The following is a 23838-nucleotide window of genomic DNA, read 5'->3' as shown; positions in this document are numbered from 1 at the left end:
GCAAAAAATGAACAGACAGGTAATTTAAATAAAGGAGCATTTCTCATGTCAGAAACTTACTATGAAGCAATAAACTGGAATGAAATTGAAGATATCATTGATAAATCTACGTGGGAGAAACTAACTGAACAATTTTGGTTAGATACCCGTATTCCTTTGTCTAATGATTTAGATGACTGGCGGACACTGTCACAGTTAGAAAAAGATACGGTTGGCCATGTCTTCGGTGGACTGACTTTACTCGATACTGTCCAATCAGAAAGCGGAATGGATCAGCTGCGTAAGGATGTCCGTACGCCGCATGAAGAGGCTGTATTGAACAATATCCAATTTATGGAATCGGTCCATGCAAAAAGCTATTCTTCCATTTTTAGTACATTGAATACAAAAAAAGAAATCGAAGAAATCTTTGAATGGACGAATACAAATCCTTATTTACAAAAAAAAGCGGAACGTATCAATGAAATCTACAAAAATGGCACACCTTTAGAAAAGAAAATCGCTAGTGTGTTCTTAGAAACATTCTTATTTTATTCCGGCTTTTATACTCCTCTTTATTATTTAGGAAATAATAAGTTAGCGAATGTAGCAGAAATCATCAAATTGATTATTCGAGATGAATCTGTTCATGGGACTTACATTGGCTACAAATTCCAATTAGGTTACAATGAACTATCAGAAGAAGCACAAGAACAGCTAAAAGACTGGATGTATAATTTATTATATGAATTGTACGAAAATGAAGAACGTTATACCGAGGAACTGTATGATCCAATCGGTTGGACGGAGGAAGTAAAAACATTCTTGCGCTACAATGCCAATAAAGCATTGATGAACCTGGGAATGGATCCACTTTTTCCAGATACAGCGAATGATGTCAATCCAATCGTGATGAACGGTATCTCTACCGGTACCAGCAACCATGATTTCTTCTCACAAGTGGGAAATGGCTACCTCTTAGGGCATGTGGAAGCAATGCAAGATGACGATTATTTGATTGGTTTAGATGACTAAATAGGAAAAGAACGTTTAAGCGTTGGGTTGTCCCCACCTTAAACGTTCTTTTTTATGTGCTTTTTCTCAGTCAATCATTTGATATGTTCATGAAACTAAATATGGAAAATTCTCTCTGCATACTGGTCTTCGATTTTTAGGTTTCGTTCGTGTCCCCCATCGATATTCGCACTTAAATAAACTGGCGGTTCAAAACCTTGAGCAACCATTCGCTCAATGGCTTCTAACATCGTTTGTTGGAGTAACAATGTAGCCGCATATGTCGAAGTCCCGCATACTTTGGTCTCTAATCCATCAACAGGTAATACCGCATCACCATAAACAGAGTGGTTATCTAAAACAACATCTGCAAATTCATACAATAACTTTCCACTTTCATGTCGTGAAGTGGATGCTTTAGAGGCAGCCAATGCCGTGACCACGATCAATTTATTTCCACGCTTTTTGATTTCCTCAGCCATTTCAATTGCCATGGGGTTTCTCCCAGAATTAGAAATCAGGAAAAAGACATCATTGGGATGGATGGATACTTTGTGCATGAGTGTTCGTCCGACACCAGCATGTTGTTCGTACATGCCCCCCGCAGGATCTAAAATCAGTTTTGACGGTATCAATCCACCTGCACGCCCACTGATTTCTAGCGCTGCTGCATGGGAATATCCGCTACCAAAAGCCTGCGTAATCCCACCGTTCATAATTCCATCGGCTACGATTTGGGCTGCTTTCGTTATATTTTCTGTTTCATACTTCTCTAATGTTTCAGTTAATTTTTTACATTCTTCAAAAAATGCGAGTGTCATAAGGCTCTCTCCTTTTTATGATTATTCCTCATTTAGTTAGAAAATCACATGATTCCGAATACTCTTAATAAAATCGATAACACCATGATCGCTAAAATCGCTCTTGTTGAATTAAAGTATTTTTTGCCTAACAACCAATAAATGACACCCACTAAAAGGGCTGGAATCATCATCGGCATGATCTGATCTAGTGTTTCTTGAAGGTTAAGTTCGACATCTCCCGTTTTAAAGGTCCAAGTAATTTGGGCATTGATCACCGATGGAATCATGGCACCAATCACCGTGACCCCTAATAAAGTGGCAGCATTGGTCAATGCATTCAAATGTCCGGACATACTAGTCACTAATTTCACGCCTTGAGTATAACCTATTCTTACAGAGAAAAATCGAAAGACTAAAATCGCCAGATTTACTAATACCCAAACAGCAACTCCGATCGCGTTTCCTTGTAGAGCTAAATAGGAAGCCACTGAACCAAAAACAGTTGGGAACAATACTCCAAAAATCGTATCCCCGACACCAGCAAATGAACCCATTAATCCAGTTTTCAAACTAGACACCGTATCTTTTGATTGTTTGCCTTCCGCTTCTTCAGTAGCGATATCGATTCCCAAAATAAAACCGCCCATATGTGGTGTTGTATTAAAAAATTGACTTTGCATGTTCATCATGGCAATCTTGGTTTCTTCATCGTCGCCGTAGAGTTTTTCGATGATCGGTAACATGGAGTACAAATAGCCCCCACCCATCATTCGCTCATAGTTCCAAGACAATTGGCTACCATACAACCAATTGATACTTACTTTATCTAGGTCTTTTTGATTAATCTTCGTACTCATCAGCACTTAATCCTCCTTTTCCATTTGCATCAGCTTGAGCCACTTGTGTCAGATTGTTTTGCTTTCCAATCAAATTCTTAAATTGTAAAATGGCTAAAGCCAATCCTAATAAAGCCACGCCAAACATAGGCATCTTTAAGTAAGCAACTGCCAAAAACCCAATCATCAAGTACGTAATGAAATTTTTAACTGGTAAAAATCTTAATAAAATGGCGATACCAACTGCTGGTAACATGCCTCCTGCAACTGCCAACCCGCCAGTCAACCATTCTGGAATTACATCTGAAACAATTTGAATCACTCGGTCACCAAAACTAAAGACGATAAAAATAGGAACGCCTCGTGATAATCCCCAACTCATTGCTCCCAACAAGTGATAAATTCTTATTTTTTTAGTATCAGCTAAACGAATATTTTTATCGATTCTCTTTTGAAAGAACACATTGCAAAAACGAGCAAAAATATCTAACTGGATCATCAACAATGCTACTGGTACAGCTAATCCGATACCAAATTCCACACCTCTTCCACTCGTAATCGCAAAAACAGTTCCCACGATCGAAGCGGTCATATAATCTGGGACACTTGCTCCTCCATAAGCTTGAATACCCAATCCCATTAATTGCAATGTCGCACCTACTGCCAATCCAGTGGTCAGATCCCCCATTACTAAACCTGTAATGGTACCTACGATCAGTGCTTGGTTAGCAATCACATTGATCCCTAAATTTTCGATGATGACATAAAATCCTAACAGTGATAATACGATGATTTGCCAAATTTCTATATTCATTCGTTCCCCCTACTTTCCGTAAAATTGTGAAAATCGTTTTTCTTCTTCCATTGGTACCATTTGTGCCGTCACAACGACTCCTGCTTTTTCCAACTCTAAAATCTTCGCGATTTCTGCTTCGGTTAAAAAGACGGATTTTTTGATTTGAAGGGTTCCTTCTCTCGAACTGGCATTGCCTAAATTAAATGATTCAATTGGTACACCCGCATCGATCAAATCAAAGATCGTTTGAATCTTTTTGGTAAGCAACATGATTTTTTGATCTTGATAAATCCCTTCTTTTAACCGTTTTGCAGCGGTAACCGTTTTCAATATACTCAATTTGATACCACCAGGAACAGCAGCTTTTAAAGAGGCCTTAGCAATTGGATCATTGACCACTCCATCATCAACGATCATAACTCTTGTTGTTCCCATTTTCCCTAACCAAAGTGTCGCTACTTGACCATGGATCAACCGTTCATCCAATCGGACATGGCTGATCCCCAATTCACTCATTTTGTTGGAAACGGAAGCCACAACTGATGGCTCAGTCTCTGCTGTGTTCGATGGTAAATCCGCTGTGGTGCTTCCAAGGGACGTTTTAATCCCTTGAACACCGACGGTCGAAATATTCTGAACGATTTCATTCAGCGAAGCCTTAGGATTAAAGCGTTCGCTATAAGCTTGAAGCAGCATCGGAATATTCAAACCAGAAACAATTTCGATTTTTCTGCTTCCTTCTTCTTTCAGCTGGTTCAGCTGATTAAAAGGTGTCCCACTCCATAGATCAACTAAACACAACAGTTCATCATCAACGGAATACTTCGCTAACACCTGTTCCACTTGGTGGCGAAACTCTTCTGGACTATTTTCAGGCATCAATACACACACGTCTACCTGTTCTTGTTCTCCAAAGATCATGTCCCCCGTTTGCTTTACGCCTAAAGCGAACTCGCCATGGCTTGCAAGAATAATGCCGATACTCATTTTTCTTCCTCCTTTAGTGTTAATTCAATCACTGGGATCAATTCATTTGGTTCTTTAATCGGAATGTTTAGCATCAACATGCTCGGGTCAAGCGCCTCCTTCACATGAACTTCAGTAATCTCTTTGTATAAATTAGTTGTCGCTTTTCTTTCTCCTCCTAAATGCTTCGTATCGACAAAACGAATCTCGGAACCATCATTGAGTAGTTTCGCAAACTTCACTTTCCCACCTAATTCTGGTAATAAAATCGTTCGATAAGGCCAACTAAAAATGTGAAGATATAATTTATTTCCTTTTTGAGTGTATCGACAATCTTGAGGTGGTGTAAAACTAGATAACCCCGCACCGTAAATCGCTTTTCCATGTTTTCGTAGCCATTGACCAACAGAACTTAAAATACTATCGCTATTCTCATCCCACTCTCCTCGTGCGTTTGGTCCAATATTCATCGTGAAATTCCCACCTTTGGAGACAGTATCCACTAGTTGTTTCGCTACCATTTCACTCGTTTTGAAATTAAGGTTATCCCGATCGTAACCCCAACTATTATTTAAGGTTTGAACGGTTTCCCATACCTCTTCTTCGTTGTCCATTGCCTTACTTCTAGCAAATTGTTCTGGGGTAAGTACACCACGATGCAAGTCTAACCGGTCATTGATCAAAATATTGGGTTGAATCTCATGGATCATTTTTTCTAATTCAACACTTCCCCAATCTTGCGCCCCTTTACCGACCGAAGTCCCCCAATCTCTGCTTTTATAAGAAAAATCAAACCATAGATAGTCAATCGTACCGTAACTTGTCAATAATTCTCTGACTTGATTTGCCATAAATTGGCGATAATTTTCCATGTTGCCAGGATGTTGTTCGATATAGGTTGGATTATTTCTCATTGGATGATAGCCATCTACTAAGAAATCTGGATGATGCCAGTCTAATAGAGAATAATAAAGACCAATCTTGATCCCCACTTCACGAAATGCTTCAATCAATTCTCCTAACAAATCTCTTTGATACGGTGTTTTTCCTATATGATATTCTGTTTCTTTTGTATGCCATAAACAAAAGCCATCATGGTGTTTTGCTGTAATGATGACATACTTAAAACCTGCTTCTTTGGCTTTTTGAGCCCATTCATGTGGATCTAATAAATCAGGATCGAATTGATCCAGATATTTTTGGTAATCTGCTACACTAATTTCTTCTAAAGTCTGGACCCATTCATGTCTTCCTGCCACTGAATACAATCCGAAATGAATAAATAAACCATATCGACTCTCAGAAAACCATTTTCGTTCACTATTTACACTCATTTTTTTCCTCCGTTAACATTTCTATTTGATTTAACCAAAGTATAACGAGCAATTTAAAACGTTTCCATACTTGAATAATTTGTTGACATTTATTCAAAAAATGATTCACGCGAAAATATGTAAGCGTTCTATTGTATGATTATAACCGAAGCAGATTTGCTATCCACTTAGAAAAGGAGGAAAAATCTATGAGTACGATCTTAGCCTTTGATTTAGGTGCTACCAGTGCGCGAGGTATCGTTTTTTCCTTAATGAATGGTCAAATCAAGGAAGAAAAAGTTTATCGTTTCACTGATTACCAAGTGATTGATCCCAACAAAGATGAAATCCATTGGAATATTGAGAAAATCATGACGAATATCAAGGAAATCATTACTTTAGCAACTACAGAATATGTCATTGAAAGTATCGGCATCGATACATGGGGCTGTGATTTTGGTTTGATAGATAAAAAAGGACAGCTAGTGCTACCACCACTTTGCTATCAAACTATGCTGAAAGAACCTAATTTACATTATGGTGGGGATTTACCAACTCACTTTCACGAACGTACAGGGATTCCAAATGCATCGATCAATACCAGTTCCCAACTACTCTACTTGAAAGAACATTATCCTGAGCAGCTAAATAAAGCAAGTACTCTTTTGATGATGCCTGATCTGATCCATTTTTTATTAACAGGTACGATCTTAACAGAATCTTCGATCGCCTCAACGAGTCAATTATTCGATATCGATAAACATCAATGGGCATCCGACCTTATTGAACAATTAGGGATTTCCCCTTCCTTGTTCTCAACGATCGTTCTTCCATATACAAAAATCGGTTTGATAAATCTAGCCGAAAAACAACTTCCGATTCATTCGGTGATGTCCCATGATACTGCTAGTGCGATCTTTGCTTTACCAACCAACGATCACTCTTGTTTCTTTTTATCCTCTGGCACCTGGTCTGTTCTAGGAGAAAAATCAGAAAGAGGAATTTTGGTCAATCACCCATTAGATACGAACTATTCTTATGAACAAGCCGGTGATGGAAAAATATTAAAACTCAAAAACATGTTAGGAATGTGGTTCATTGAGGAAGCTTTAGCGTTCAGCAATCAAACCCAGTCAATCACGATCCAACAGATCCAAGACATGCTACTTACTGCTGAGCCGATTCATTTTTTCTTTGATAACGAACATCCTGAATTTTTGAGTAAAGGTCAATTTGTAAAAAAATTGCAGCAATACGGAAACCAACATCATTTTTCATCAATTGAAGAGCCACAACAATTGTTTTTAGCCATCTATCAAAATCTAGCATTTAAATACGCTGAAACGTTCGATAAATTAGCAGGTTCCGCTCCTTTCACTAAGCTATATTTATTTGGTGGTGGGAGTAAATCACACTTTTTGACTCAACTAACAGCCAATTTAACGCAAACGACGATAGAGGTCTGCTATTCTGAAAATTCAGCTTTAGGTAATGCGTTAGCCCAATTTTTAGCGATCAAAGCAATCAAAAATAGAGAGGAATTGGTGACACTCGTTACAGAAAATTATCCACCAATTTCTTTTTTTCCAGAAACTTCGACACCCTTTAACCAAACTTATATCAACTATAAACAATTTATGAGGAGGAACATCAATGAATTATCCTAAAATCGGCATTAGACCCACGATCGATGGCAGACAAGGAGGCGTCCGTGAATCATTAGAACAACAAACGCTGGACATGGCGCGTCGAGCAAAAGAATTGATCGAAACATCCCTTTATTACATGGATGGCACTCCAGTACAGTGCGTTTTACCAGAACAAACGATTGGCGGTTACGCCGATGCCAGCTTTGTTGACGATGATTTTGCCCGTCAAGATGTAGTTGCTACCTTAACGGTGACACCTTGCTGGTGCTATGGCACAGAAACGATCGATTTACGACCAGATACCTTTAAGGCGATTTGGGGATTTAATGGTACAGAACGACCAGGAGCTGTTTACTTAGCTGCCGCTATGAGTGGCTATGCGCAAAAAGGAATTCCTGCCTATAAGATCTATGGTGAACAAGTCCAAGATAGTGACGACAAGTCGATTCCAGCTGACGTCCAAGAAAAAATCTTACTCTTTGCACGTGCGAGTGTGGCGGCTGGGGAAATGAAAAACAAATCTTATGTGAACATTGGTGCTTCTTCGATGGGAATTGCCGGTAGTCAAATCAATCAAACCTTTTTTGAAAAATATCTAGGGATGCAAGTCGAATATGTGGATATGACTGAAGTTTTACGTCGAATCGAACTAAATATCTTTGATCCGAAAGAATATGACACCATTAGAACTTGGATCAAACAATATTGTCAGGAAGGAATCGATATCAATGCAGGCAAGTCATTCCCTGAAGTTATTACAAAATCACGCTATATCGCTGAAGAAGATCAGTGGGACTTTATTGCCAAACAAACCCTAATCGTTCGTGATCTTTTATTTGGCAACCCTGAACTAGCAAAATTGGGTTGGCTGGAAGAAGCAAAAGGCAGAAATGCCATTGCTGGAGGGTTCCAAGGACAACGACAATGGACCGACTGGCTACCCAATGGCGATTTTATGGAATCTATTTTAACAAGTACTTTTGACTGGAACGGCCCTAAACAACCCGTCTCATTCGCTACTGAAAATGATACCTGTAACGCTGCTGCTATGTTATTTGGCTCTTTATTGACTAATAAAGCACCGATTTTTTCCGATGTCAGAACCTATTGGAGTGCGGAGTCAGTGGAAAGAATCACTGGGCACAAATTAACGGGTAAAGCACAACATGGCTTAATCCATCTACTGAATTCAGGTGCGAGTGCTTTAGATGGCAGTGGTGGAAGTATCGATCACGAAGGTAATCCAACGATGAAAGAATTTTGGAATATGACAAAAACCGATATCCAAGCTTGCTTAGAAAAAACAAAATGGTGTCGTGCTAATTATGAATACTTTAGAGGCGGTGGCTTCTCCAGTCAATACCATCTACAAGCAGAATTACCTTTAACGCTCATTCGTTTGAATATCGTTGAGGGTGTGGGACCAACTTTACAAGTAGCAGAGGGTTATTCCTGTTCATTACCTGATGAAGTCCATGACATCTTAAACGAACGAACCGATCAAACATGGCCAACACTCTGGTTTGCACCAAACTTAGGTGAGAAAGGTTTTGAAGATGTGTATACGATGATGAACCACTGGGGAAGCAACCATGGCGCTAGTGTCCACGGTCACGTAGGCGCAGAACTACTGACATTAGCCAGTATGCTTCGCATTCCCGTTTCACTTCACAACGTACCTAGTGAAAAAATCTTTAGACCCCACGCCTTTTCTGGTTTCGGAACAAAAGATTTAGAAGCAGCTGATTTCAATGCTTGCCAATCATTTGGCCCCTTTTATAAATAAGATGATGGAAGAAGGATTATGATGTATTCAATACAAAAACAAGAATTGATCGATTATGGAAATAAATTAATAGCAGATGGCTATACCTTAGGAACAGGCGGAAATTTAAGTACGTATATCCGACAAGATGAAGTGATGCTCATCACGCCTTCTGGAATCCCATTTGATAAAATCGAATTACCTGACATCGTGACTATGCGATTAGATGGAACGATCGTTCAAGGTCATCGTCGCCCTTCCAGTGAATGGCGAATGCACGGGATCATGTATGAAAAGCGGGAAGATCTAGACTATATCATCCATGGTCACACGATTTATTCCACTGCGCTAGCGGTCCTCAGACAACCATTGCCTGCATCACATTACATGATTGCTGTTGCCGGTAAAGATGTTCGTTGTGCAGACTATGCTTCATTTGGCACGGAAGAATTATCTCTAAATGCCTATGAAGCCATGAAAGATCGAAAAGCCGTTTTATTAGCAAATCATGGCGTTTTGACTGGTGGAAAGACAATGACTGAAGCCTTTGCCGTTTTAGAAGAATTAGAATATTGTTCAAAAGTCCATATCATAGCTTCAAGTGTTGGCAAACCAACCTTGATGTCTGAAAAAGAAATGGCAAATATGGCGATTCGTTTTAAAACATACGGACAAAAATAAGTTTCTTGTGGTACACTTTAGTCATGTTAGACCAGTGGTTAAGGAGGGATAGCCATGACTGAGTCACGAAAAGAACAAATCTTAACTTTGCTAAAAAAATATAAAAAATTAGATAACTCAGAACTGCAAAAACAGTTGTTTTGCTCTCCTTCGACTTTAAGGCGTGAATTAGTCGCACTTGAAAAAGATGGGATCATCCGTCGTTACCGTGGTGGTGTCGTTTTAGAAGTCGAACGAAATCACGTCATCTCAACAAATTATCGTGAAAATGTCATGGTTCAAGAAAAAGAAAAAATTGCGGAGATCGCTAGCACATTTATCGGACCAGGAATGAGTCTTTTTATTGACTCAAGTTCAACTGTGAAACAGCTGCTTCCCTATTTAGTTAAACTGTCAAATCTCGTTGTCATAACAAATGGCTTGAAAATCGCCTATGAGCTTTCTCAAGCTTGTACGGAAGATTCCAAAGTTTTTATGCTGGCGGGTGAAGTAATCAAGGATGCCGAGAGCGTTGTTGGGGACTATGGGAATTCTTTCTTAGACCTTTTTCAAATCGATTTATGTATTTTTAGTTCGACAGGAATTGATTTATCAGGGATCTATGAAGCTAATTTTGCTCAAGCCTTAGTGAAAAAGAAGGTAATGTCTAGAGGAGATAAAAGTTTGTTATTAGTCGACTATACAAAATTTGATAAAAAACATGCGTATAAATTTTCTGATTGGACCTCTTTTGAATACATCGTCACGGATCAACAACCAGCAGATGATTACTTACAACTTGCGTTGAAACACGATACCGAATTTCTCTATTGATCGATCATTTTTGAGAGATCGTGACAGAGGTACCTAAACCTAAGTACGCAAAATAAACCAAAGAATCCAAAAAATAGATTTCCCTATTTTTGAAGTTCTTTGGTTTATTTTTTGTTTATATTCTCAGCATTCCTTACACGGGTATTGCAAGAAAAGCGTATTTATTCCCTAAAAGTAATTTTTGATTCTTGTATAGCTATAGACTGTACGCATTTATACTATTTGATTCGACTGTTTTTCCAGTCATCTCTTCAAAATCTTTTTTCATGATCTCCCAAGAAGTTTTGATATCCTCATCTAAGCCGAATAATCCGCTACGCCCAATAATATAAATATCTGGATTGGCTTGATCAATTCGCTTAAATGATTGACGGTTAGACGAACCATCCATTTCGATCAAATAATGATATCCTTTTTCTTGCCGCAATTGTCGTAATGCGGTGATTTTATCTAATGTGCTTTCGATAAATCGTTGACCAGCAAATCCTGGATCAACTGTCATGATCGTTACTTTATCAACTAATTCGATATAAGGGAAAATCGTTTCAATTGGTGTTTCAGGATTTAAGACTACTCCAGCTTTTAAGCCAGCATCATGGATTTGATCAATCAAACGAAAAGCTAAACCGTCAAGTAATTCAGCATGCATACAAATCCATTCACATTTTTGTTGGATTAGTTGATTTACCCAAAAACTTTGATCGCTGACCATTAAATGAGCAGACATAGGTAATTGACTGATTTTACGTACTTCATCGATGAACCATGGCGATAATGTAATGTTCGGAACGTAATGGCCGTCCATGATATCGATATGGTAAGAATCAACATGTTCATTCAAAAATTCGATTTGTTCTTTGAATTTATCTAAATCCATCGTCATTAAGGATGGTGAAAAAGCTACTTTGCTCATTGAAAAAACTCCTTTATTCTATAATTTATCTACACTATAGCGACACCTTTTAACTAATTTGCTTTATCGCTTAAAAGATTTGAATGTCATCTAAACGAATGTCTTCCTCTTCTTTTTCTGGGACTGTTGTGACTTCCTCACCAACATCTTTCTTAATGATGGCTAAAACAACCGCTGTCACGATCACATTGACTAAAATGGCGATAACGCCTGCCCAAGGACGTGACATCGTTGGGATCATTAAAACGCCTCCAAAAGGAACCGTTGCATCTGCACCTAAGATCATAGTAGTCGCACCACCAGCAAAGCCCCCGATTGCAGTTGCTACAACCCCACGAACAATATCATTCATCACTAGCGGGATGACCCCTTCAACGATATTGATCACACCCATAGGAACTGCTGACTTTAAGGTTTCCACTTCAACCTTTGTATAAATGTTTTTGCGGAAAAGTTTAGCTATGAAATATGCCAAGCCAAAACCGATTGGTGTAGCGGTATTCACGAGTTGTAAAGCTGTTATAGGACCGTTCACACCTTCTGCTTGCATCGTTAACACAAAAGCAAAAACCGTCTTGTTGATTGGTCCACCATAGTCAACGCCACTTAGTAAACCGATCACTCCCCCAAAGATCAACAAGGAAGAGTTCCCCAATCCATCCAAGAAGTTCGTTAGTAAAGAAGTGAATGCTGCGACTGGAGCTCCAATCACATAGACCATCACTAATCCACCAATAAATGAAGCAACAAAAGGAATAATCAATGTTGGCATCAAGCCTTTTGCCCAATTTGGTACTTTGAAATATTTTAAAATTGCTAAAACAAGATAACCAGCTAGATAACCACCTAATATTCCACCAATAAACCCTGCACCGATCGCATTAGCTGTTAAACCAATAATAAAGCCAGGAGCAATACCAGGTTTTCCAGCAATCGAGTAAGAAATCCCCGTAGCAATCACGACTGGTAATAAGCCTAAACCAGCACCACCCATCGTTGCTAAGGCATCAAAAAATGAAAATTCGCCTTGCACCAAAGTTCCTTGGCTCGTTCCACCAAATGCCATCCCAATCGCAATCAGAAATCCCGCACCACACACAATGGGAATTAAATAAGAGATGGCAGTTAACAAATGCCCTTTCAGATTCAGCTTCTTTATCTTTTCCATCAGTCTTCCTCCTTATTTTTATGAAATACTTTGCTGTACTAACACTTCTTGCGCTTTTTCAATCAATTTATTGGGTGATTTCACCGCAATCTCAGTTGGTACTTGGATGATTCTTTTCCCTTCAAAGCGTTCTCGACCACTGATTTTCACGTCAACTGCTAAGATTACCAAATCTGCTTCCTTGATTTGTTCGGGTGTTAATTCATTTTCGATCCCGATGGTTCCTTGAGTTTCTACGTGCATCTCATGTCCTGCTTTTTTTGCCGCATTCTCTAGTTTCTCTTGGGCAATATAGGTGTGGGCAATCCCCACGGTACAAGCTGCTACTCCAACGATTTTCATCTTTTTATCCTCCTTTGATTTTTAGCTGAATGCTGCGACCACTTCATCTGCATCTTTTGCTTGGATCAATTGCTCGATTACTTCATCATTACCTAGTTTCCTAGCAAATAGCGAAAGTAACTTCAAGTGTTCTTGTGCCCCTTCATTATCATCCCCCACTGCAAATAAAATAATTCCTTTGACTCCCTTACCATCTAATGATTCCCACGGAATTTCATTTTCTGTAACACCGATTGCTACACCAATTCTATCTACATAAGGACTTTTCCCATGAGGAATGGCAATATAATTGCCGATCCCAGTTTGTCCTTCTTCTTCTCGCGCATAGATATCTGCCATGAAGCCATCTACATCTGTAATATAATGATTTTGCAATAACACCGTTGCCAATTCTTTGAGTACTTCATCTTTCGTTTCCCCCACTAAATTGGTCTTAATATTATTTGGATCAATGATTTTTGCTACTTCTACCATCAAATTTCACTCCTATTCTTTACTGTTTTACGACTTCCATGGCTTTCTCAATCAACTTATTTGGTGATTTGATCGCAATTTCAGTCGGTACTTGGATGATCCGCTTTCCTTCAAACCGTTCTCGACCACTGATTTTTACATCCACTGCTAAGATCACCAAATCTGCTTCTTTGATTTGTGCAGGCGTTAGTTCATTCTCGATCCCGATGGTTCCTTGGGTTTCTACGTGTATCTCATGCCCTGCTTTTTTAGCTGCATTTTCTAATTTTTCTTGAGCAATGTAGGTGTGGGCAATCCCCACGGTACAAGCTGCTACTCCAATGATTTTCATTTGTCATTTCTCCTTTCGTTTCCATCGATTGTTTCCAGTCTTTTTCCTTCTTTTAAAGTTTCGATTACTTGTTCATCTGCTAGTAGGCGCATGAAGTTTGCTATTTGACGCTTGGTTTCGATTTTTTCTTGCGGTGCCAGAAATACCGCAAGAATCAACTCGACTTGTTGGATTGCTGGGTTCCAGTTCGCAATTCTTTGTTCTAATGGCAAAATAATGACTTTTGTTGCTTTGACTAATTGATTTTCAATATGAGGTAGAAGTACCCCTTCATCAATTTGAATATCTCCAGTTTCCTCGCGTTCCAACAACGCTTGTACGATTTGTTCTTTTTTTATTCCCATTTCTGAATCGACTTGCTGTGCTAGCCATTCATAGACTTCATTTCGTGAATGGAATACTGTGGGAGGAACATATTCGAGCCAATCATCTTTCATTGTATATTTCCTCAATCTTTCGTTGGATTCTTAACTGATCATCTGCTGTTAACATGCCGCTAACAAGTAATGTACGTGCAGGCAGCGGATCTTTGATTCCAATGGTTGTTAAAATCAATTCAATTCCGGGATTTTTTTCTAATGCTGATTGGTAATTCTTGGTGGCAATCACATCAACGACCGCCAGTTCAGGAAACTTCTTATTGATTTTTGCTCTTAATAATTCTGAAGTACCGATCCCTGTAGTACACATGATCAGTGTTTGAATCGGTAGTTGCTGTGTTTCCAACATCCGTGCAAAATATAATGTGATAAAACCGATTTCATCTTGATTGATCAAAGGCAGCTGATACTTTTTGCTAACATCTTTAGAAACAACTGATACATTTTTATAAATCTCTTCATAGGTCAATTGAATTTGTTCTAACAATCCGTTTTTGACATGGATATGATTTTTTAACCGATTGAGCATTGGTTTGATGTGATTGGCTAGATCAACAAAAATCGCTTCATTCGCCACCTTCAGATTGATTTTATCGCCCACCTCTTTCAGGTAATAAGAGGTAATTTCTGATACTTTATCTGGAAAAACCTGTTTCTTTTGCGTTGTTTTTTCCATCCGTGAGGATACCAGATATTGATACAAATAATAGACTTCGTTCATCGGTAAGCGAGTAACGAGATAACGTTCCACGTTTTGGATCACGATCATCGCCATCTCATAAATTGGACTTTCGTGGTCTAACGATTGAAGTTGCTCGGTAGATAACTCGATTTCTTTGATTTGGTAATTCGTCTTTCTGGAACGGCTGATCATGATGTACAGATGTGAAAAAATATTGACGTTATAAGGATAAGGGATTCCACCGCCTAATGTTTTTTCAATCAATTTCAATTGTTCTGATACAAACAACACATCGTAACGATTAAAATTCAACTCTTTTGTTCGATTGATTTCATCAATATCAAGAATATTCATCCGCCAGATGACTTCGGCGATCCCTCGCCGAATATTTGTTTCTGATCCTTGGATCGCAAGCGTGCGATTTTTACGGATCAGTTCAAGATCAAACTTTTTTATTTTCTTAGCTATCTGCTTTTCATCATTGGCAATAGCAGAATCACCAACATAATAATCTCTGAACAGCTCAGTGATTTTAAGTGCTTTAGGTGAAACCATCAGTAATTCTTCCATTACTCGATCTTGACGTTCAGCAGGCGATAGCTCTACAGAGGGTTTATTCAGTTCATTGGTTTGTTCGATAAACTTCCCATAATCTAATTTGTACCCCCGACCTTTTTCGGCTAGGATCAAGTGACCGTTAGGAAATTCAAGATTGATTTTCTTTATCAAACGGTAAATTGTTTTGGTCGAAGTTTCTAATAGAATGGCTAGTTCTTCTGAAGTCATATAATCTTTTTGTTTTGATAACAAAAGGATCAACTTATTTTCTCGATTCATCTGACTAGTCATGTTTCATCCCCCCTGTGTATCTTTATCATAAGACACATTATTTATTTTGTTTCACTGGACTTTGTCCATTGCAACAGACAATTTTGTATGCGTTTTCTTTAACTTCGTTATCCGTTACTTACTTTTTACGAAAGCGTAAGAAAGATTTTGTTTATTATAGTCTTTTTTAACTTATTATGGGCAAAAATTACTCATTTTCAAATAATCCCAGGAACTCATAAGAATTTTAACAAAAAAAGAGGATGTTGAGACAAAAGTGTTTAGCATCAAGAAATAAGAAGGAATTTCCGAAAATTGCTTCTCAAATTTTTGGTAAATTTCGGCTTATTTCCGAAGATGCTGCTTTTGTCTCACCGTTTATTCGTTTTAGAGATACTAAAAGAGCCTGAGACAAGTTTTGTCCCAGGCTCTCTCTAATAAATAATGAATGGTGTACAAAATTACTTAGTGACTACTGTTGTGCTACCTTCTACTTCTTTATAGTACCTTTAATTTTCACGTCCATTCGTTTTTATCTCTTGGATCGTTGGTTCCACACCAGAATCAAACTTTCGCAATAAGTAAATTTTTCTGATATTCAAGACTAATGTTTTAATGACAGCATACACCGGAATACAAATCAACATTCCTAGAATCCCTGCGACACTGCCAGCACCGATCAACACTAAGATAATCGTTAATGGATGCATATTCATGTTTTTCCCAAATAATAACGGTTTGATTACATTTCCATCTAATTGTTGGATAACAAGGATCGAAAGCGCCATGTATAATGCTTGGAATGGCGAAACAAATAGACCAACGATCACTGCCGGGACAGCGCCAATAAACGGTCCCACATATGGAATAATATTGGTGATACCACAAAATACAGCTAACAATAAACTATATGGTTGTTTAAAGATGGTCATAGCAATAAAACTCATGATACCAATGATAACCGCATCAACGATCGTACTACTGATATATGCCGATAACGTCTCATTTAGTTCTTTGACCGTTTGACGTACTTCACCTCGAATCCCTTGTGGAAAGAATTTTGCTAAAGCATCGATAAATTTGTGTCCGTCTTTAAACATGAATAATAGAATAAAAGGCACGGTAAACAGTAAAACAAAAAACTGCATCATAAATGAAAAAACTTTAGAGACACTGCTGGATAAGCTTACCAATACAATATTGAACAAATTACTCAACGAAAGATTAGCCGAAGCTAATTGTTCTTCAATATTGAAATTTTTGATTTCCTCACGCTGTGCCAATTCATTGAGCCATTTACTTGTCTCTTCCGCATACATCGGCAAACTTTTAGTCAACTGGATCGTCTGTTCTGCCAATTGAGGAATCACATTCATTATCGCTAAAACCGCTAGTACGACTAGAACAACTAGCGTTAATATGTATCCATAAACCCTTGGGATTTTTCGTTTTTCCAAAAAAACAACGACCGGATCAAACATATAATAGAAAAATCCAGCAACCAGCAATGGCAATAAAATCGCTGATAACATTTTTAACACTGGACTAAAGACATTTGGCATCTGTAAAATAAAATATACCCCAATGATCGTTAGTACCAACTCGACAGTCCAAAATAATAATTTTGAATTTTTAAACTTTGCTTGCATACATCTCCTCCAACACTTGATACTTTCATTTTATCATTTTATTAGAATTAAAGCGCTCTTTTCTGATAAACAGCTACAAAAATATTCTTTCTTTTTCTAATTACTAGTAGCTAATTTTCAAATTTAAAAAACTTCTAAGCTTAATGACTGAAATCATTATCTAAACAAATGCAAATAAATCAAAAAAAGACACCAAAAACGCTCATTGGCTAAAATAGGAAATACTCTCTTAGCGAATGAGCGTTTTTTCTTTTGTAACCGACTCTTCATAAAACCAATGTGTGAAAAGCCTTATATTACCAACTGAAAGGAATTGTTTCATTGTGCCACACTAACTAAATGAAGCTTCATGATATTTTTATGGACAGATAACTCTTCAATGACATCTGCATAAGTCATGTCCTTTGGTAAGTCAATTGTATAAATATTTTTATATACCCGATAATCCTCCACGAAATCCACGTCAAAATTTACGTCTTCAATGATAATTCCTCGTTGTTCAAAATACTCGGTCAAGAAATCTTTGGTTTCTTTCCGATGGATATATTGGATTTCTAGTTTTTTGGTCGTTGGTACGTGGATAATTTTTTTGACAACCGTTAATGCAATCACGATCCCGATAAAACTAATGATCGCAATCCAATAAAATCCCATACCAATGGCGATTCCTAGTCCAGCAATCGCCCACAGGGAAGCAGCTGTGGTTAGCCCGGTGACTGATTGTTTCGTCACAATGATCGTGCCAGCTCCTAAAAACCCAACGCCACTAACGACTTGTGCAATCAAACGTGCTTCATCTGAGCGAATCGTACCAACTAGTTCTGGGTATTCTAACGCATCACGTAACGCTTTACTTGCAATTTCCACTTGGATCAGCGCAATGATACAAGCACCCATACATACTAAAATATGCGTCCGCATCCCTGCTGGACGATTTTTATATTGCCGTTCAAATCCAATCGCCCCGCCAAAGATCAATGCAATCCCTAGTCGTAAGATGATTTCTGGGACCGATAAGATCATCTCATCCATATAAATCCCCTCCAAACCAATATAGCATGTTTCGCAACTTCAAACAAAGCAAATCCCCCCATTGCTTTGTGCGACAGATTAAAAATCTTATTCGATCAAAAAAGGGAGCTGAAAACGAGCAGCCCCCCAAAATTTTTATTTATTCTTATAGTTTGCTTCCTGCTGCATCATCAATAATCACGATCACGTTGTCGTGTTCTTGTAAAGCACTTGCTGGCAAATCAGTGGTCATTGGTCCTTGAATCATTCCTTTGATTGCATCTGCTTTGTTTTCACCATAAGCAAGTAAGACAATCTCTTTTCCTTTTAAGATCGAACCAATCCCCATTGAGACAGCTTTTGTTGGAACATCTTCTGCCTTTTCAAAGAATCGTTTATTCGCATTGATCGTTGATTCTGTTAAGTCCACTACTGAAGTTGTGCCATCAAATGGTGCACCAGGTTCATTGAATCCGATATGCCCATTTTGACCAATTCCTAGAATTTGGATATCGATTGGATGTTGTTCAAGGATTTCATCGTATTCTTGACAAGCCGCTTCAAGATCAGCAGCTTTTCCATCTGGTACATATGATTCTTTAAATGGTTTTTTATCAAACAATTGGCTATTCATAAAATGACGGTAACTTTGATCATCTGAACCGCCTAGTCCAACGTACTCGTCTAAGTTTACAGAAGTCATGTCACTGAAATCCAGATCGCTTGAAGTCATTTCTTTGTATAAAGTAATTGGCGTACTACCTGTTGCAAGACCTAATACTTTTGCCCCATTTTCCATGCCTTTTTTAATAATTTCAAAAGCTTTTTTTCCGCCCTCTTCAGCATTTTTCACTCGAATGATTTCCATAACGACTACTCCTTTGTTTTTGGTATAGCCCAATTATAGCACGACTTGTCTTTTTTTACAATATTAGTATAGACCAAAACCGACGATTTTTGTTTTCTTGACAATCTTGTCCCTTGCATGTTAGGTTGCATAAGATAACCTATCGCATGTCCTTTAAACTGATACTTTTAGTATACGTTTTTTATAATTAAAACATTAAAGACCAAGAAATTTAGAAAACAATCGCTACTTCTCATTAACTGAGAAACGATTTTCTAAAAGACGAGCAACTTATTTAAAAATTTTAACTGACATGTTCTCCTAGATTCGTTCGATCATGTCGAATGATCCTATAGTATGTTGAACAACTTCAGATCAGCTTTTTTATTTGTTTTGCTTTCTTCTATTAGTCTTCTTAACATGCATAACATTATTAGAAAGGAACAGAACATGAGTCTTTTAACATTAACAAATATCACGCAACAATTTGGAGATAAAATCTTATATGAAAATGTACAACTCCAAGTCAATGCTGGAGAACATCTAGGATTGATCGGACAAAATGGGGCTGGCAAAAGTACGTTGATCAAGATCATCACAGGAGAAATTCTACCAGATGATGGACAAGTCCATTGGCAAAAAAATATCCATAGAGGCTATTTAGATCAATATGTAGCGGTGGATGAAACATTGACCATCGAAGAATTTTTAAAAACAGCCTATTCTGATGAATTTAAAAAAGAAGCATTGATTACCCAACTTTATCAAGAATACAGCGAAACAATGGAAGAGGCGTTACTCGAAAAAGCGGGAAAGCTTCAAACGGAATTAGACCAAGGAGTATTCTATCAAATTGATACCTTAGTCGCTGAGATGAGTAGTGGTCTAGGCATTGACGTTTTAGGTTTGTCGACCCCCTTGAAAAAACTGAGTGGCGGACAGCGTTCTAAAGTGATTTTAGCGAAACTACTCTTAGAAACCCCCGATGTCCTGATCTTAGATGAACCAACCAATCACTTAGACGACCAACACATCCAATGGCTTACTCAATTTTTACAGTCATTCGAGGGCGCTTATATCGTGATTTCTCATGACCAAGAATTTTTAGATAAAATCACAACCCATATCGCTGACATAGAATTTGGTAAAATCACCAAATATACGGGTCATTTAAAACAAGCATTACGACAAAAAGAACAAAACCGTGAAAGTTATCTACGCCAATTCCATGCCCAACAAAAGCACATCGAAAAAACCGAAGCTTATATCCGAAAATATAAAGCTGGTTCTCGCTCTACCATGGCAAAAAGTCGCCAAAAACAATTAGATAAAATTGAGCGATTGACTCCGCCTGCCTCAACAGCTAAGCCAATCTTTGATTTTCCTTATTCTCCGATCGTAACGACATTGGCTGTTGAAACGACCGATTTAGTCATTGGGTATGACCGACCTTTGCTTTCGCCGATCAACCTAACCATCCGCTTTGGTGAAAAAGTAGCGATTCGTGGATTTAACGGTATTGGTAAATCCACACTTTTGAAAACCTTGATTGGCGAAATCGAACAACTAGCCGGCGAATATCACTTTCCCGACAACACAGCGATCAATTATTTTTCACAAGATCTCATTTGGGAAAAACCTTTAGAAACACCCTTACAATATCTAGGCGCACAGTTTCCTAAAGCAACCGTTAAAGAATTAAGAAGACAACTAGCCAAATCTGGTTTAGTCAATCAACTAGCTAGTGAACCACTTTCTACTCTTAGCGGTGGTGAACAAACCAAAGTAAAATTAGCACAACTCACGATGAACCAAGGAAACTTATTAATTCTTGATGAACCAACGAATCATATCGATCATGAAACAAAAGATAGCTTACAAACCGGTATCAAGCATTTTCCTGGGACGGTAATCATCGTCTCTCATGAACAAGAATTTTACCAGGATTTAGTCGATCGAGTCATTGAAATCGAGGGATAAAATTGACTAAATTCTCTAAAAATAGATTATGTACATCATTTAACACCAGCCTGTCTCCTCTACACAAGAACCCTTGTGTGGGTGGGGGCTTTTACTGTTTCGCTCATCGTTTTTTACAATCTTTTCTTTTTTCTTAAGTGTTCAGGTAAACATCGCCCCAATATAGAATCGTAAAAAAAAACGGTAGTCTCCTTAAGTGTCTATTGTATCTTCATTCGCCAAAGTTCGAAGATGGTTACTTTTTTTCTACATGGTCAATTATTAGCAAAACCAACGTCGTAAAAGCGGTGAGTAATCTAACTTTCTCTAAAATGGAAATTACTACTTTGCCCGTTATCTCCTACTAAATAAACATCCCTATCACTTTCACCACTTCAATCCACGTCAACAAATCGCATTGTTCAATTTTTTCAATATTTCTTGTGGTATAATCAACCGATCTTAATTGGTGTGTAGCTACTTCACCCACTATTTTCTGCGGGTCTTTTATTTCAATATATGTTGCAAAGTTCCTCTTTGTAGAAGTGATAGGACAAACTAAGCAAAAACCTGTACGCTCATTAAACTCGTCTCTACTAACTACTAACGCAGGTCTACGCTTTCTTATATCTTTACCTTTAGGAGGGTCAAAGTCGATCCAAATAATATCCTTTTGTTTTGGATATTTCCTCTAGTATTCCTCGCCTTCAAGTTTCATGCTCTTCCATTCGGATTCTTCGGCTGTAATCGATTCTCTAAAACCTTCCCAAGCCTTTTCGTTTTTAAAAATATCTTCTTTCTTAGGTTTCAATATATACGCTTCTCCTACTTTCAAAATAGTAAATATTTCTCCCACTTTTGGAGATATATCCTTCGGGAAAATTGTTCCCACAGAATTACCTATTTTTCTTGCTACTGTTTCCATATCTTTCATCTCCAATCCTTTTGCTAAATTAAGTTAAACTCAGTTTAACGAAATTATCAAAACATATCTTTCAAGTGAATAGATTTTTATGGAAACAACTCATTTTCATATGAAAATGTTATACAAATTAAATATAAAAATTTCTAAGTAGTCTACTGAATATTTTTTTGGATCTTTCATAATATAACTGGTACTAAACAAAGTGATTTTATACTATTGAACGTATCCATATTATTTTTTCGTTGGAAGTTGCACGAAATTTTCTAATAACTGCGGTTGATCACGAAATCAGTTATAGAAACTCCCAAATAAAATAGGATAGAAGTATATTAAAAAAGTAAGCGAAGGAATCGAAAAACGACTTTCGAATCCTTCAGCTTACTTTTCAAGTTGGACACTTCTATCATGACCGCTTTTGAAAAATGATGTATTGACAAATATAGGCACATAATTGAAAGGCTAAACCAGTAAGTGTCACACCGAGCCAACCAAATTGTTGCCACATCGTTGTGCCTAGTAATGAACCCGTAGCACCACCAATAAAATACATAAACATAAATACTGTATTATTCCGATTACTTGCTGCTTCGCCTAGTCCTTGTACTCGTGTCTGATTTGCCACTTGCCCAAATTGATTCCCGACATCTAACAGAATAATTGCCACTAACAAAACGACTAAATGACTCCCTGCAACTAATAAAGCAACAAAACTGAGCGTTTGCATCGCAAGTCCCATTCCGACAATCTTTCTCTCGGAATAAGAATCAGACAACCGGCCAACAATCGGTGCAGCTACTGCTCCTGATAGTCCAAAAATCGCCAAAATTCCTGCTTCAAATGTTCCCCAATGGTACACCGGACTACTGATATAAAAAATCAATGTTGACCAAAAAATCGAAAAAGTTCCAAACATAAAAAAGCCGCTAATAGACGCTTCTCTCAATAAGCGTTGTGTTTTCACTAAATAAGGTAAACTTTTTAAGGAATCAAGATACGATACAGATGAAGTTGTTTTTATTTGCGTTCTTGGCATTTTCCAATACAATAATCCGGTCAAGATAGCCACTAATACTAAAGCAAAAAGATAAATCATCCGCCAAGAAAAGAGGCTTGCTACAATGCCCGAAACCGTCCGTGAAAGTAAGATCCCCACTAATAAACCGCTTAACAAGGTCCCCATCACTTTTCCTCTAGCCTTGGGCCCTGCCAATACTGCTCCATAGGGAATAATGATTTGGGGCACGATCGATAATAAGCCGATCAAAAAAGAAGCACACGCAAATAATGTAAATGACGGTGCAAAAAAGGCCGCTAATAATGAAATCGCAGAGAGTGCAGCCATTCGGATAATCAGCTTCGGACGATCGACTACATCCCCTAATGGCACCAAAAACAACAAACCTAACGCATAACCAAGTTGAGTCAACATCGTCAAAATACCAATTGCACTTGTGCTAACCGATAAACTGGCTGCCACTTTCGTACCAATCGGTTGGATATAATACATATTCGCTACTACCACACCACAAGTAATTGATAAGAGCAAAATCAGTGAAGATGTTAACGTCGTTTTTTCATTTTTATCCATTTATCTCCCTCATTTCCTTTATTAGTTTACAACTTCTTAGAAAAATTGGGAATAGGAAAGTTCAGTGTTTTACTACTTTATGAAACATAAGTTATCGTGAAATTAAAATAAAAATGAATCTTAAAA

The 23838-nt window shown here is 37.9% G+C and carries 24 protein-coding genes; 6 read left to right on the top strand and 18 right to left on the bottom strand.

Features of this window, described 5'->3' with window-relative positions; genetic code table 11:
* The first annotated feature begins 45 nt into the window (after nucleotides 1-45).
* On the top strand, nucleotides 46-1014 hold the full coding sequence (nrdF, locus tag IGL28_RS02040; protein ID WP_010720068.1) for a class 1b ribonucleoside-diphosphate reductase subunit beta: 969 nt from the start codon (nucleotides 46-48) through the stop codon (nucleotides 1012-1014).
* A gap of 95 nt (nucleotides 1015-1109) precedes the next feature.
* On the opposite strand, the gene IGL28_RS02035 is transcribed toward nrdF, so the two are convergent.
* Genes IGL28_RS02035 through IGL28_RS02015 form a run of 5 tightly spaced genes read right to left on the bottom strand, consistent with a single transcriptional unit; the run spans nucleotide 1110 to nucleotide 5728 of the window.
* The gene (locus IGL28_RS02035) at nucleotides 1110-1814 is read right to left on the bottom strand and encodes an SIS domain-containing protein (RefSeq protein ID WP_438843876.1); all 705 of its coding nucleotides are present in this window, start codon (nucleotides 1812-1814) and stop codon (nucleotides 1110-1112) included.
* Between the two features lie 44 nt (nucleotides 1815-1858).
* The gene (locus IGL28_RS02030; RefSeq protein ID WP_010720070.1) at nucleotides 1859-2653 is read right to left on the bottom strand and encodes a PTS system mannose/fructose/sorbose family transporter subunit IID; all 795 of its coding nucleotides are present in this window, start codon (nucleotides 2651-2653) and stop codon (nucleotides 1859-1861) included.
* Nucleotides 2637-3446, bottom strand: coding sequence for a PTS mannose/fructose/sorbose/N-acetylgalactosamine transporter subunit IIC (locus tag IGL28_RS02025; RefSeq protein WP_010720071.1), 810 nt, complete (start codon nucleotides 3444-3446; stop codon nucleotides 2637-2639). The genes IGL28_RS02030 and IGL28_RS02025 overlap by 17 nt, the downstream gene beginning before the upstream one ends.
* Before the next feature lie 9 nt (nucleotides 3447-3455).
* Nucleotides 3456-4415, bottom strand: a complete 960-nt coding sequence (locus IGL28_RS02020) for a PTS mannose/fructose/sorbose transporter subunit IIAB (RefSeq protein ID WP_081127705.1) — start codon at nucleotides 4413-4415, stop codon at nucleotides 3456-3458.
* Nucleotides 4412-5728: an alpha-L-fucosidase gene (locus tag IGL28_RS02015; protein WP_081127703.1), complete on the bottom strand. Its 1317-nt coding sequence runs from the start codon at nucleotides 5726-5728 to the stop codon at nucleotides 4412-4414. Before IGL28_RS02015 ends, IGL28_RS02020 begins: the two co-directional genes overlap by 4 nt.
* A gap of 188 nt (nucleotides 5729-5916) precedes the next feature.
* Here IGL28_RS02015 and IGL28_RS02010 point away from each other — a divergent pair, with 188 nt between their 5' ends.
* From IGL28_RS02010 to IGL28_RS01995, 4 genes are read left to right on the top strand one after another with little or no spacing between them, the layout of a single operon-like run.
* Nucleotides 5917-7374, top strand: a complete 1458-nt coding sequence (locus IGL28_RS02010) for a rhamnulokinase (protein ID WP_081127702.1) — start codon at nucleotides 5917-5919, stop codon at nucleotides 7372-7374.
* Nucleotides 7361-9142 carry an L-fucose isomerase gene (locus IGL28_RS02005; RefSeq protein ID WP_081127700.1) on the top strand — a complete coding sequence of 594 codons (1782 nt, stop codon included), beginning with the start codon at nucleotides 7361-7363 and terminating at the stop codon, nucleotides 9140-9142. The genes IGL28_RS02010 and IGL28_RS02005 overlap by 14 nt, the downstream gene beginning before the upstream one ends.
* A 21-nt stretch (nucleotides 9143-9163) precedes the next feature.
* Nucleotides 9164-9802 carry an L-fuculose-phosphate aldolase gene (locus tag IGL28_RS02000; RefSeq protein WP_081127698.1) on the top strand — a complete coding sequence of 213 codons (639 nt, stop codon included), beginning with the start codon at nucleotides 9164-9166 and terminating at the stop codon, nucleotides 9800-9802.
* Nucleotides 9803-9856: 54 nt separating this feature from the next.
* Nucleotides 9857-10615: a DeoR/GlpR family DNA-binding transcription regulator gene (locus IGL28_RS01995; RefSeq protein WP_010720077.1), complete on the top strand. Its 759-nt coding sequence runs from the start codon at nucleotides 9857-9859 to the stop codon at nucleotides 10613-10615.
* A gap of 196 nt (nucleotides 10616-10811) precedes the next feature.
* Here the strand turns inward: IGL28_RS01995 and alsE are convergent, their stop codons facing one another.
* The 10 genes from alsE to IGL28_RS01945 form a co-directional block, all read right to left on the bottom strand.
* Nucleotides 10812-11528, bottom strand: coding sequence for a D-allulose 6-phosphate 3-epimerase (gene alsE / locus IGL28_RS01990; RefSeq protein WP_010720078.1), 717 nt, complete (start codon nucleotides 11526-11528; stop codon nucleotides 10812-10814).
* A 70-nt stretch (nucleotides 11529-11598) separates the two neighbouring features.
* A complete protein-coding gene (locus tag IGL28_RS01985) occupies nucleotides 11599-12696 on the bottom strand; it encodes a PTS fructose transporter subunit IIC (RefSeq protein ID WP_010720079.1) in 1098 nt (365 codons plus the stop codon).
* An 18-nt stretch (nucleotides 12697-12714) separates the two neighbouring features.
* Nucleotides 12715-13038 (bottom strand): PTS fructose transporter subunit IIB, encoded by a 324-nt coding sequence (locus tag IGL28_RS01980; RefSeq protein ID WP_010720080.1) that lies wholly within the window; start codon nucleotides 13036-13038, stop codon nucleotides 12715-12717.
* 21 nt (nucleotides 13039-13059) lie between these two features.
* On the bottom strand, nucleotides 13060-13512 hold the full coding sequence (locus tag IGL28_RS01975; RefSeq protein ID WP_010720081.1) for a PTS sugar transporter subunit IIA: 453 nt from the start codon (nucleotides 13510-13512) through the stop codon (nucleotides 13060-13062).
* 19 nt (nucleotides 13513-13531) lie between these two features.
* The gene (locus IGL28_RS01970) at nucleotides 13532-13843 is read right to left on the bottom strand and encodes a PTS fructose transporter subunit IIB (RefSeq protein ID WP_010720082.1); all 312 of its coding nucleotides are present in this window, start codon (nucleotides 13841-13843) and stop codon (nucleotides 13532-13534) included.
* Nucleotides 13840-14280: a PTS sugar transporter subunit IIA gene (locus IGL28_RS01965; RefSeq protein ID WP_034699503.1), complete on the bottom strand. Its 441-nt coding sequence runs from the start codon at nucleotides 14278-14280 to the stop codon at nucleotides 13840-13842. The genes IGL28_RS01970 and IGL28_RS01965 overlap by 4 nt, the downstream gene beginning before the upstream one ends.
* On the bottom strand, nucleotides 14270-15754 hold the full coding sequence (locus tag IGL28_RS01960; RefSeq protein ID WP_010720084.1) for a BglG family transcription antiterminator: 1485 nt from the start codon (nucleotides 15752-15754) through the stop codon (nucleotides 14270-14272). Before IGL28_RS01960 ends, IGL28_RS01965 begins: the two co-directional genes overlap by 11 nt.
* Before the next feature lie 488 nt (nucleotides 15755-16242).
* Nucleotides 16243-17382, bottom strand: a complete 1140-nt coding sequence (locus IGL28_RS01955; RefSeq protein ID WP_010738456.1) for an AI-2E family transporter — start codon at nucleotides 17380-17382, stop codon at nucleotides 16243-16245.
* A 318-nt stretch (nucleotides 17383-17700) separates the two neighbouring features.
* The gene (locus IGL28_RS01950; protein ID WP_010720086.1) at nucleotides 17701-18414 is read right to left on the bottom strand and encodes an MgtC/SapB family protein; all 714 of its coding nucleotides are present in this window, start codon (nucleotides 18412-18414) and stop codon (nucleotides 17701-17703) included.
* A 145-nt stretch (nucleotides 18415-18559) separates the two neighbouring features.
* The gene (locus IGL28_RS01945; RefSeq protein ID WP_010720087.1) at nucleotides 18560-19261 is read right to left on the bottom strand and encodes a glucosamine-6-phosphate deaminase; all 702 of its coding nucleotides are present in this window, start codon (nucleotides 19259-19261) and stop codon (nucleotides 18560-18562) included.
* A gap of 429 nt (nucleotides 19262-19690) precedes the next feature.
* On the opposite strand from IGL28_RS01945, the gene IGL28_RS01940 reads away from it, so the two are divergent.
* A complete protein-coding gene (locus IGL28_RS01940) occupies nucleotides 19691-21220 on the top strand; it encodes an ABC-F family ATP-binding cassette domain-containing protein (protein WP_081127697.1) in 1530 nt (509 codons plus the stop codon).
* A 343-nt stretch (nucleotides 21221-21563) separates the two neighbouring features.
* Here the strand turns inward: IGL28_RS01940 and IGL28_RS01935 are convergent, their stop codons facing one another.
* The 3 genes from IGL28_RS01935 to IGL28_RS01925 all read right to left on the bottom strand — a co-directional run bounded on the left by IGL28_RS01935 (nucleotide 21564) and on the right by IGL28_RS01925 (nucleotide 23712).
* Nucleotides 21564-21866: a type II toxin-antitoxin system PemK/MazF family toxin gene (locus IGL28_RS01935; RefSeq protein WP_081127695.1), complete on the bottom strand. Its 303-nt coding sequence runs from the start codon at nucleotides 21864-21866 to the stop codon at nucleotides 21564-21566.
* A gap of 24 nt (nucleotides 21867-21890) precedes the next feature.
* On the bottom strand, nucleotides 21891-22124 hold the full coding sequence (locus IGL28_RS01930) for an AbrB/MazE/SpoVT family DNA-binding domain-containing protein (protein ID WP_438843875.1): 234 nt from the start codon (nucleotides 22122-22124) through the stop codon (nucleotides 21891-21893).
* A 403-nt stretch (nucleotides 22125-22527) separates the two neighbouring features.
* A complete protein-coding gene (locus tag IGL28_RS01925) occupies nucleotides 22528-23712 on the bottom strand; it encodes an MFS transporter (RefSeq protein ID WP_053765777.1) in 1185 nt (394 codons plus the stop codon).
* Between the last annotated feature and the right edge of the window lie 126 nt (nucleotides 23713-23838).

Origin of the sequence: Enterococcus sp. AZ077 (genome assembly GCF_051714965.1) — a bacterium.
Lineage (GTDB): Bacteria > Bacillota > Bacilli > Lactobacillales > Enterococcaceae > Enterococcus_B > Enterococcus_B hirae.
The sequence above is the reverse complement of the archived record's forward strand: the minus strand, read 5'-3'. Positions and strand labels throughout refer to the sequence as shown.

Coding starts and splice junctions, on each gene's coding strand:
- nrdF (WP_010720068.1), top strand. CDS start 46: ATGTCAGAAACTTACTATGAAGCAATAAACTGGAATGAAATTGAAGAT.
- IGL28_RS02035 (WP_438843876.1), bottom strand. CDS start 1,814: ATGACACTCGCATTTTTTGAAGAATGTAAAAAATTAACTGAAACATTA.
- IGL28_RS02030 (WP_010720070.1), bottom strand. CDS start 2,653: ATGAGTACGAAGATTAATCAAAAAGACCTAGATAAAGTAAGTATCAAT.
- IGL28_RS02025 (WP_010720071.1), bottom strand. CDS start 3,446: ATGAATATAGAAATTTGGCAAATCATCGTATTATCACTGTTAGGATTT.
- IGL28_RS02020 (WP_081127705.1), bottom strand. CDS start 4,415: ATGAGTATCGGCATTATTCTTGCAAGCCATGGCGAGTTCGCTTTAGGC.
- IGL28_RS02015 (WP_081127703.1), bottom strand. CDS start 5,728: ATGAGTGTAAATAGTGAACGAAAATGGTTTTCTGAGAGTCGATATGGT.
- IGL28_RS02010 (WP_081127702.1), top strand. CDS start 5,917: ATGAGTACGATCTTAGCCTTTGATTTAGGTGCTACCAGTGCGCGAGGT.
- IGL28_RS02005 (WP_081127700.1), top strand. CDS start 7,361: ATGAATTATCCTAAAATCGGCATTAGACCCACGATCGATGGCAGACAA.
- IGL28_RS02000 (WP_081127698.1), top strand. CDS start 9,164: ATGTATTCAATACAAAAACAAGAATTGATCGATTATGGAAATAAATTA.
- IGL28_RS01995 (WP_010720077.1), top strand. CDS start 9,857: ATGACTGAGTCACGAAAAGAACAAATCTTAACTTTGCTAAAAAAATAT.
- alsE (WP_010720078.1), bottom strand. CDS start 11,528: ATGAGCAAAGTAGCTTTTTCACCATCCTTAATGACGATGGATTTAGAT.
- IGL28_RS01985 (WP_010720079.1), bottom strand. CDS start 12,696: ATGGAAAAGATAAAGAAGCTGAATCTGAAAGGGCATTTGTTAACTGCC.
- IGL28_RS01980 (WP_010720080.1), bottom strand. CDS start 13,038: ATGAAAATCGTTGGAGTAGCAGCTTGTACCGTGGGGATTGCCCACACC.
- IGL28_RS01975 (WP_010720081.1), bottom strand. CDS start 13,512: ATGGTAGAAGTAGCAAAAATCATTGATCCAAATAATATTAAGACCAAT.
- IGL28_RS01970 (WP_010720082.1), bottom strand. CDS start 13,843: ATGAAAATCATTGGAGTAGCAGCTTGTACCGTGGGGATTGCCCACACC.
- IGL28_RS01965 (WP_034699503.1), bottom strand. CDS start 14,280: ATGAAAGATGATTGGCTCGAATATGTTCCTCCCACAGTATTCCATTCA.
- IGL28_RS01960 (WP_010720084.1), bottom strand. CDS start 15,754: ATGACTAGTCAGATGAATCGAGAAAATAAGTTGATCCTTTTGTTATCA.
- IGL28_RS01955 (WP_010738456.1), bottom strand. CDS start 17,382: ATGCAAGCAAAGTTTAAAAATTCAAAATTATTATTTTGGACTGTCGAG.
- IGL28_RS01950 (WP_010720086.1), bottom strand. CDS start 18,414: ATGGATGAGATGATCTTATCGGTCCCAGAAATCATCTTACGACTAGGG.
- IGL28_RS01945 (WP_010720087.1), bottom strand. CDS start 19,261: ATGGAAATCATTCGAGTGAAAAATGCTGAAGAGGGCGGAAAAAAAGCT.
- IGL28_RS01940 (WP_081127697.1), top strand. CDS start 19,691: ATGAGTCTTTTAACATTAACAAATATCACGCAACAATTTGGAGATAAA.
- IGL28_RS01930 (WP_438843875.1), bottom strand. CDS start 22,124: ATGGAAACAGTAGCAAGAAAAATAGGTAATTCTGTGGGAACAATTTTC.
- IGL28_RS01925 (WP_053765777.1), bottom strand. CDS start 23,712: ATGGATAAAAATGAAAAAACGACGTTAACATCTTCACTGATTTTGCTC.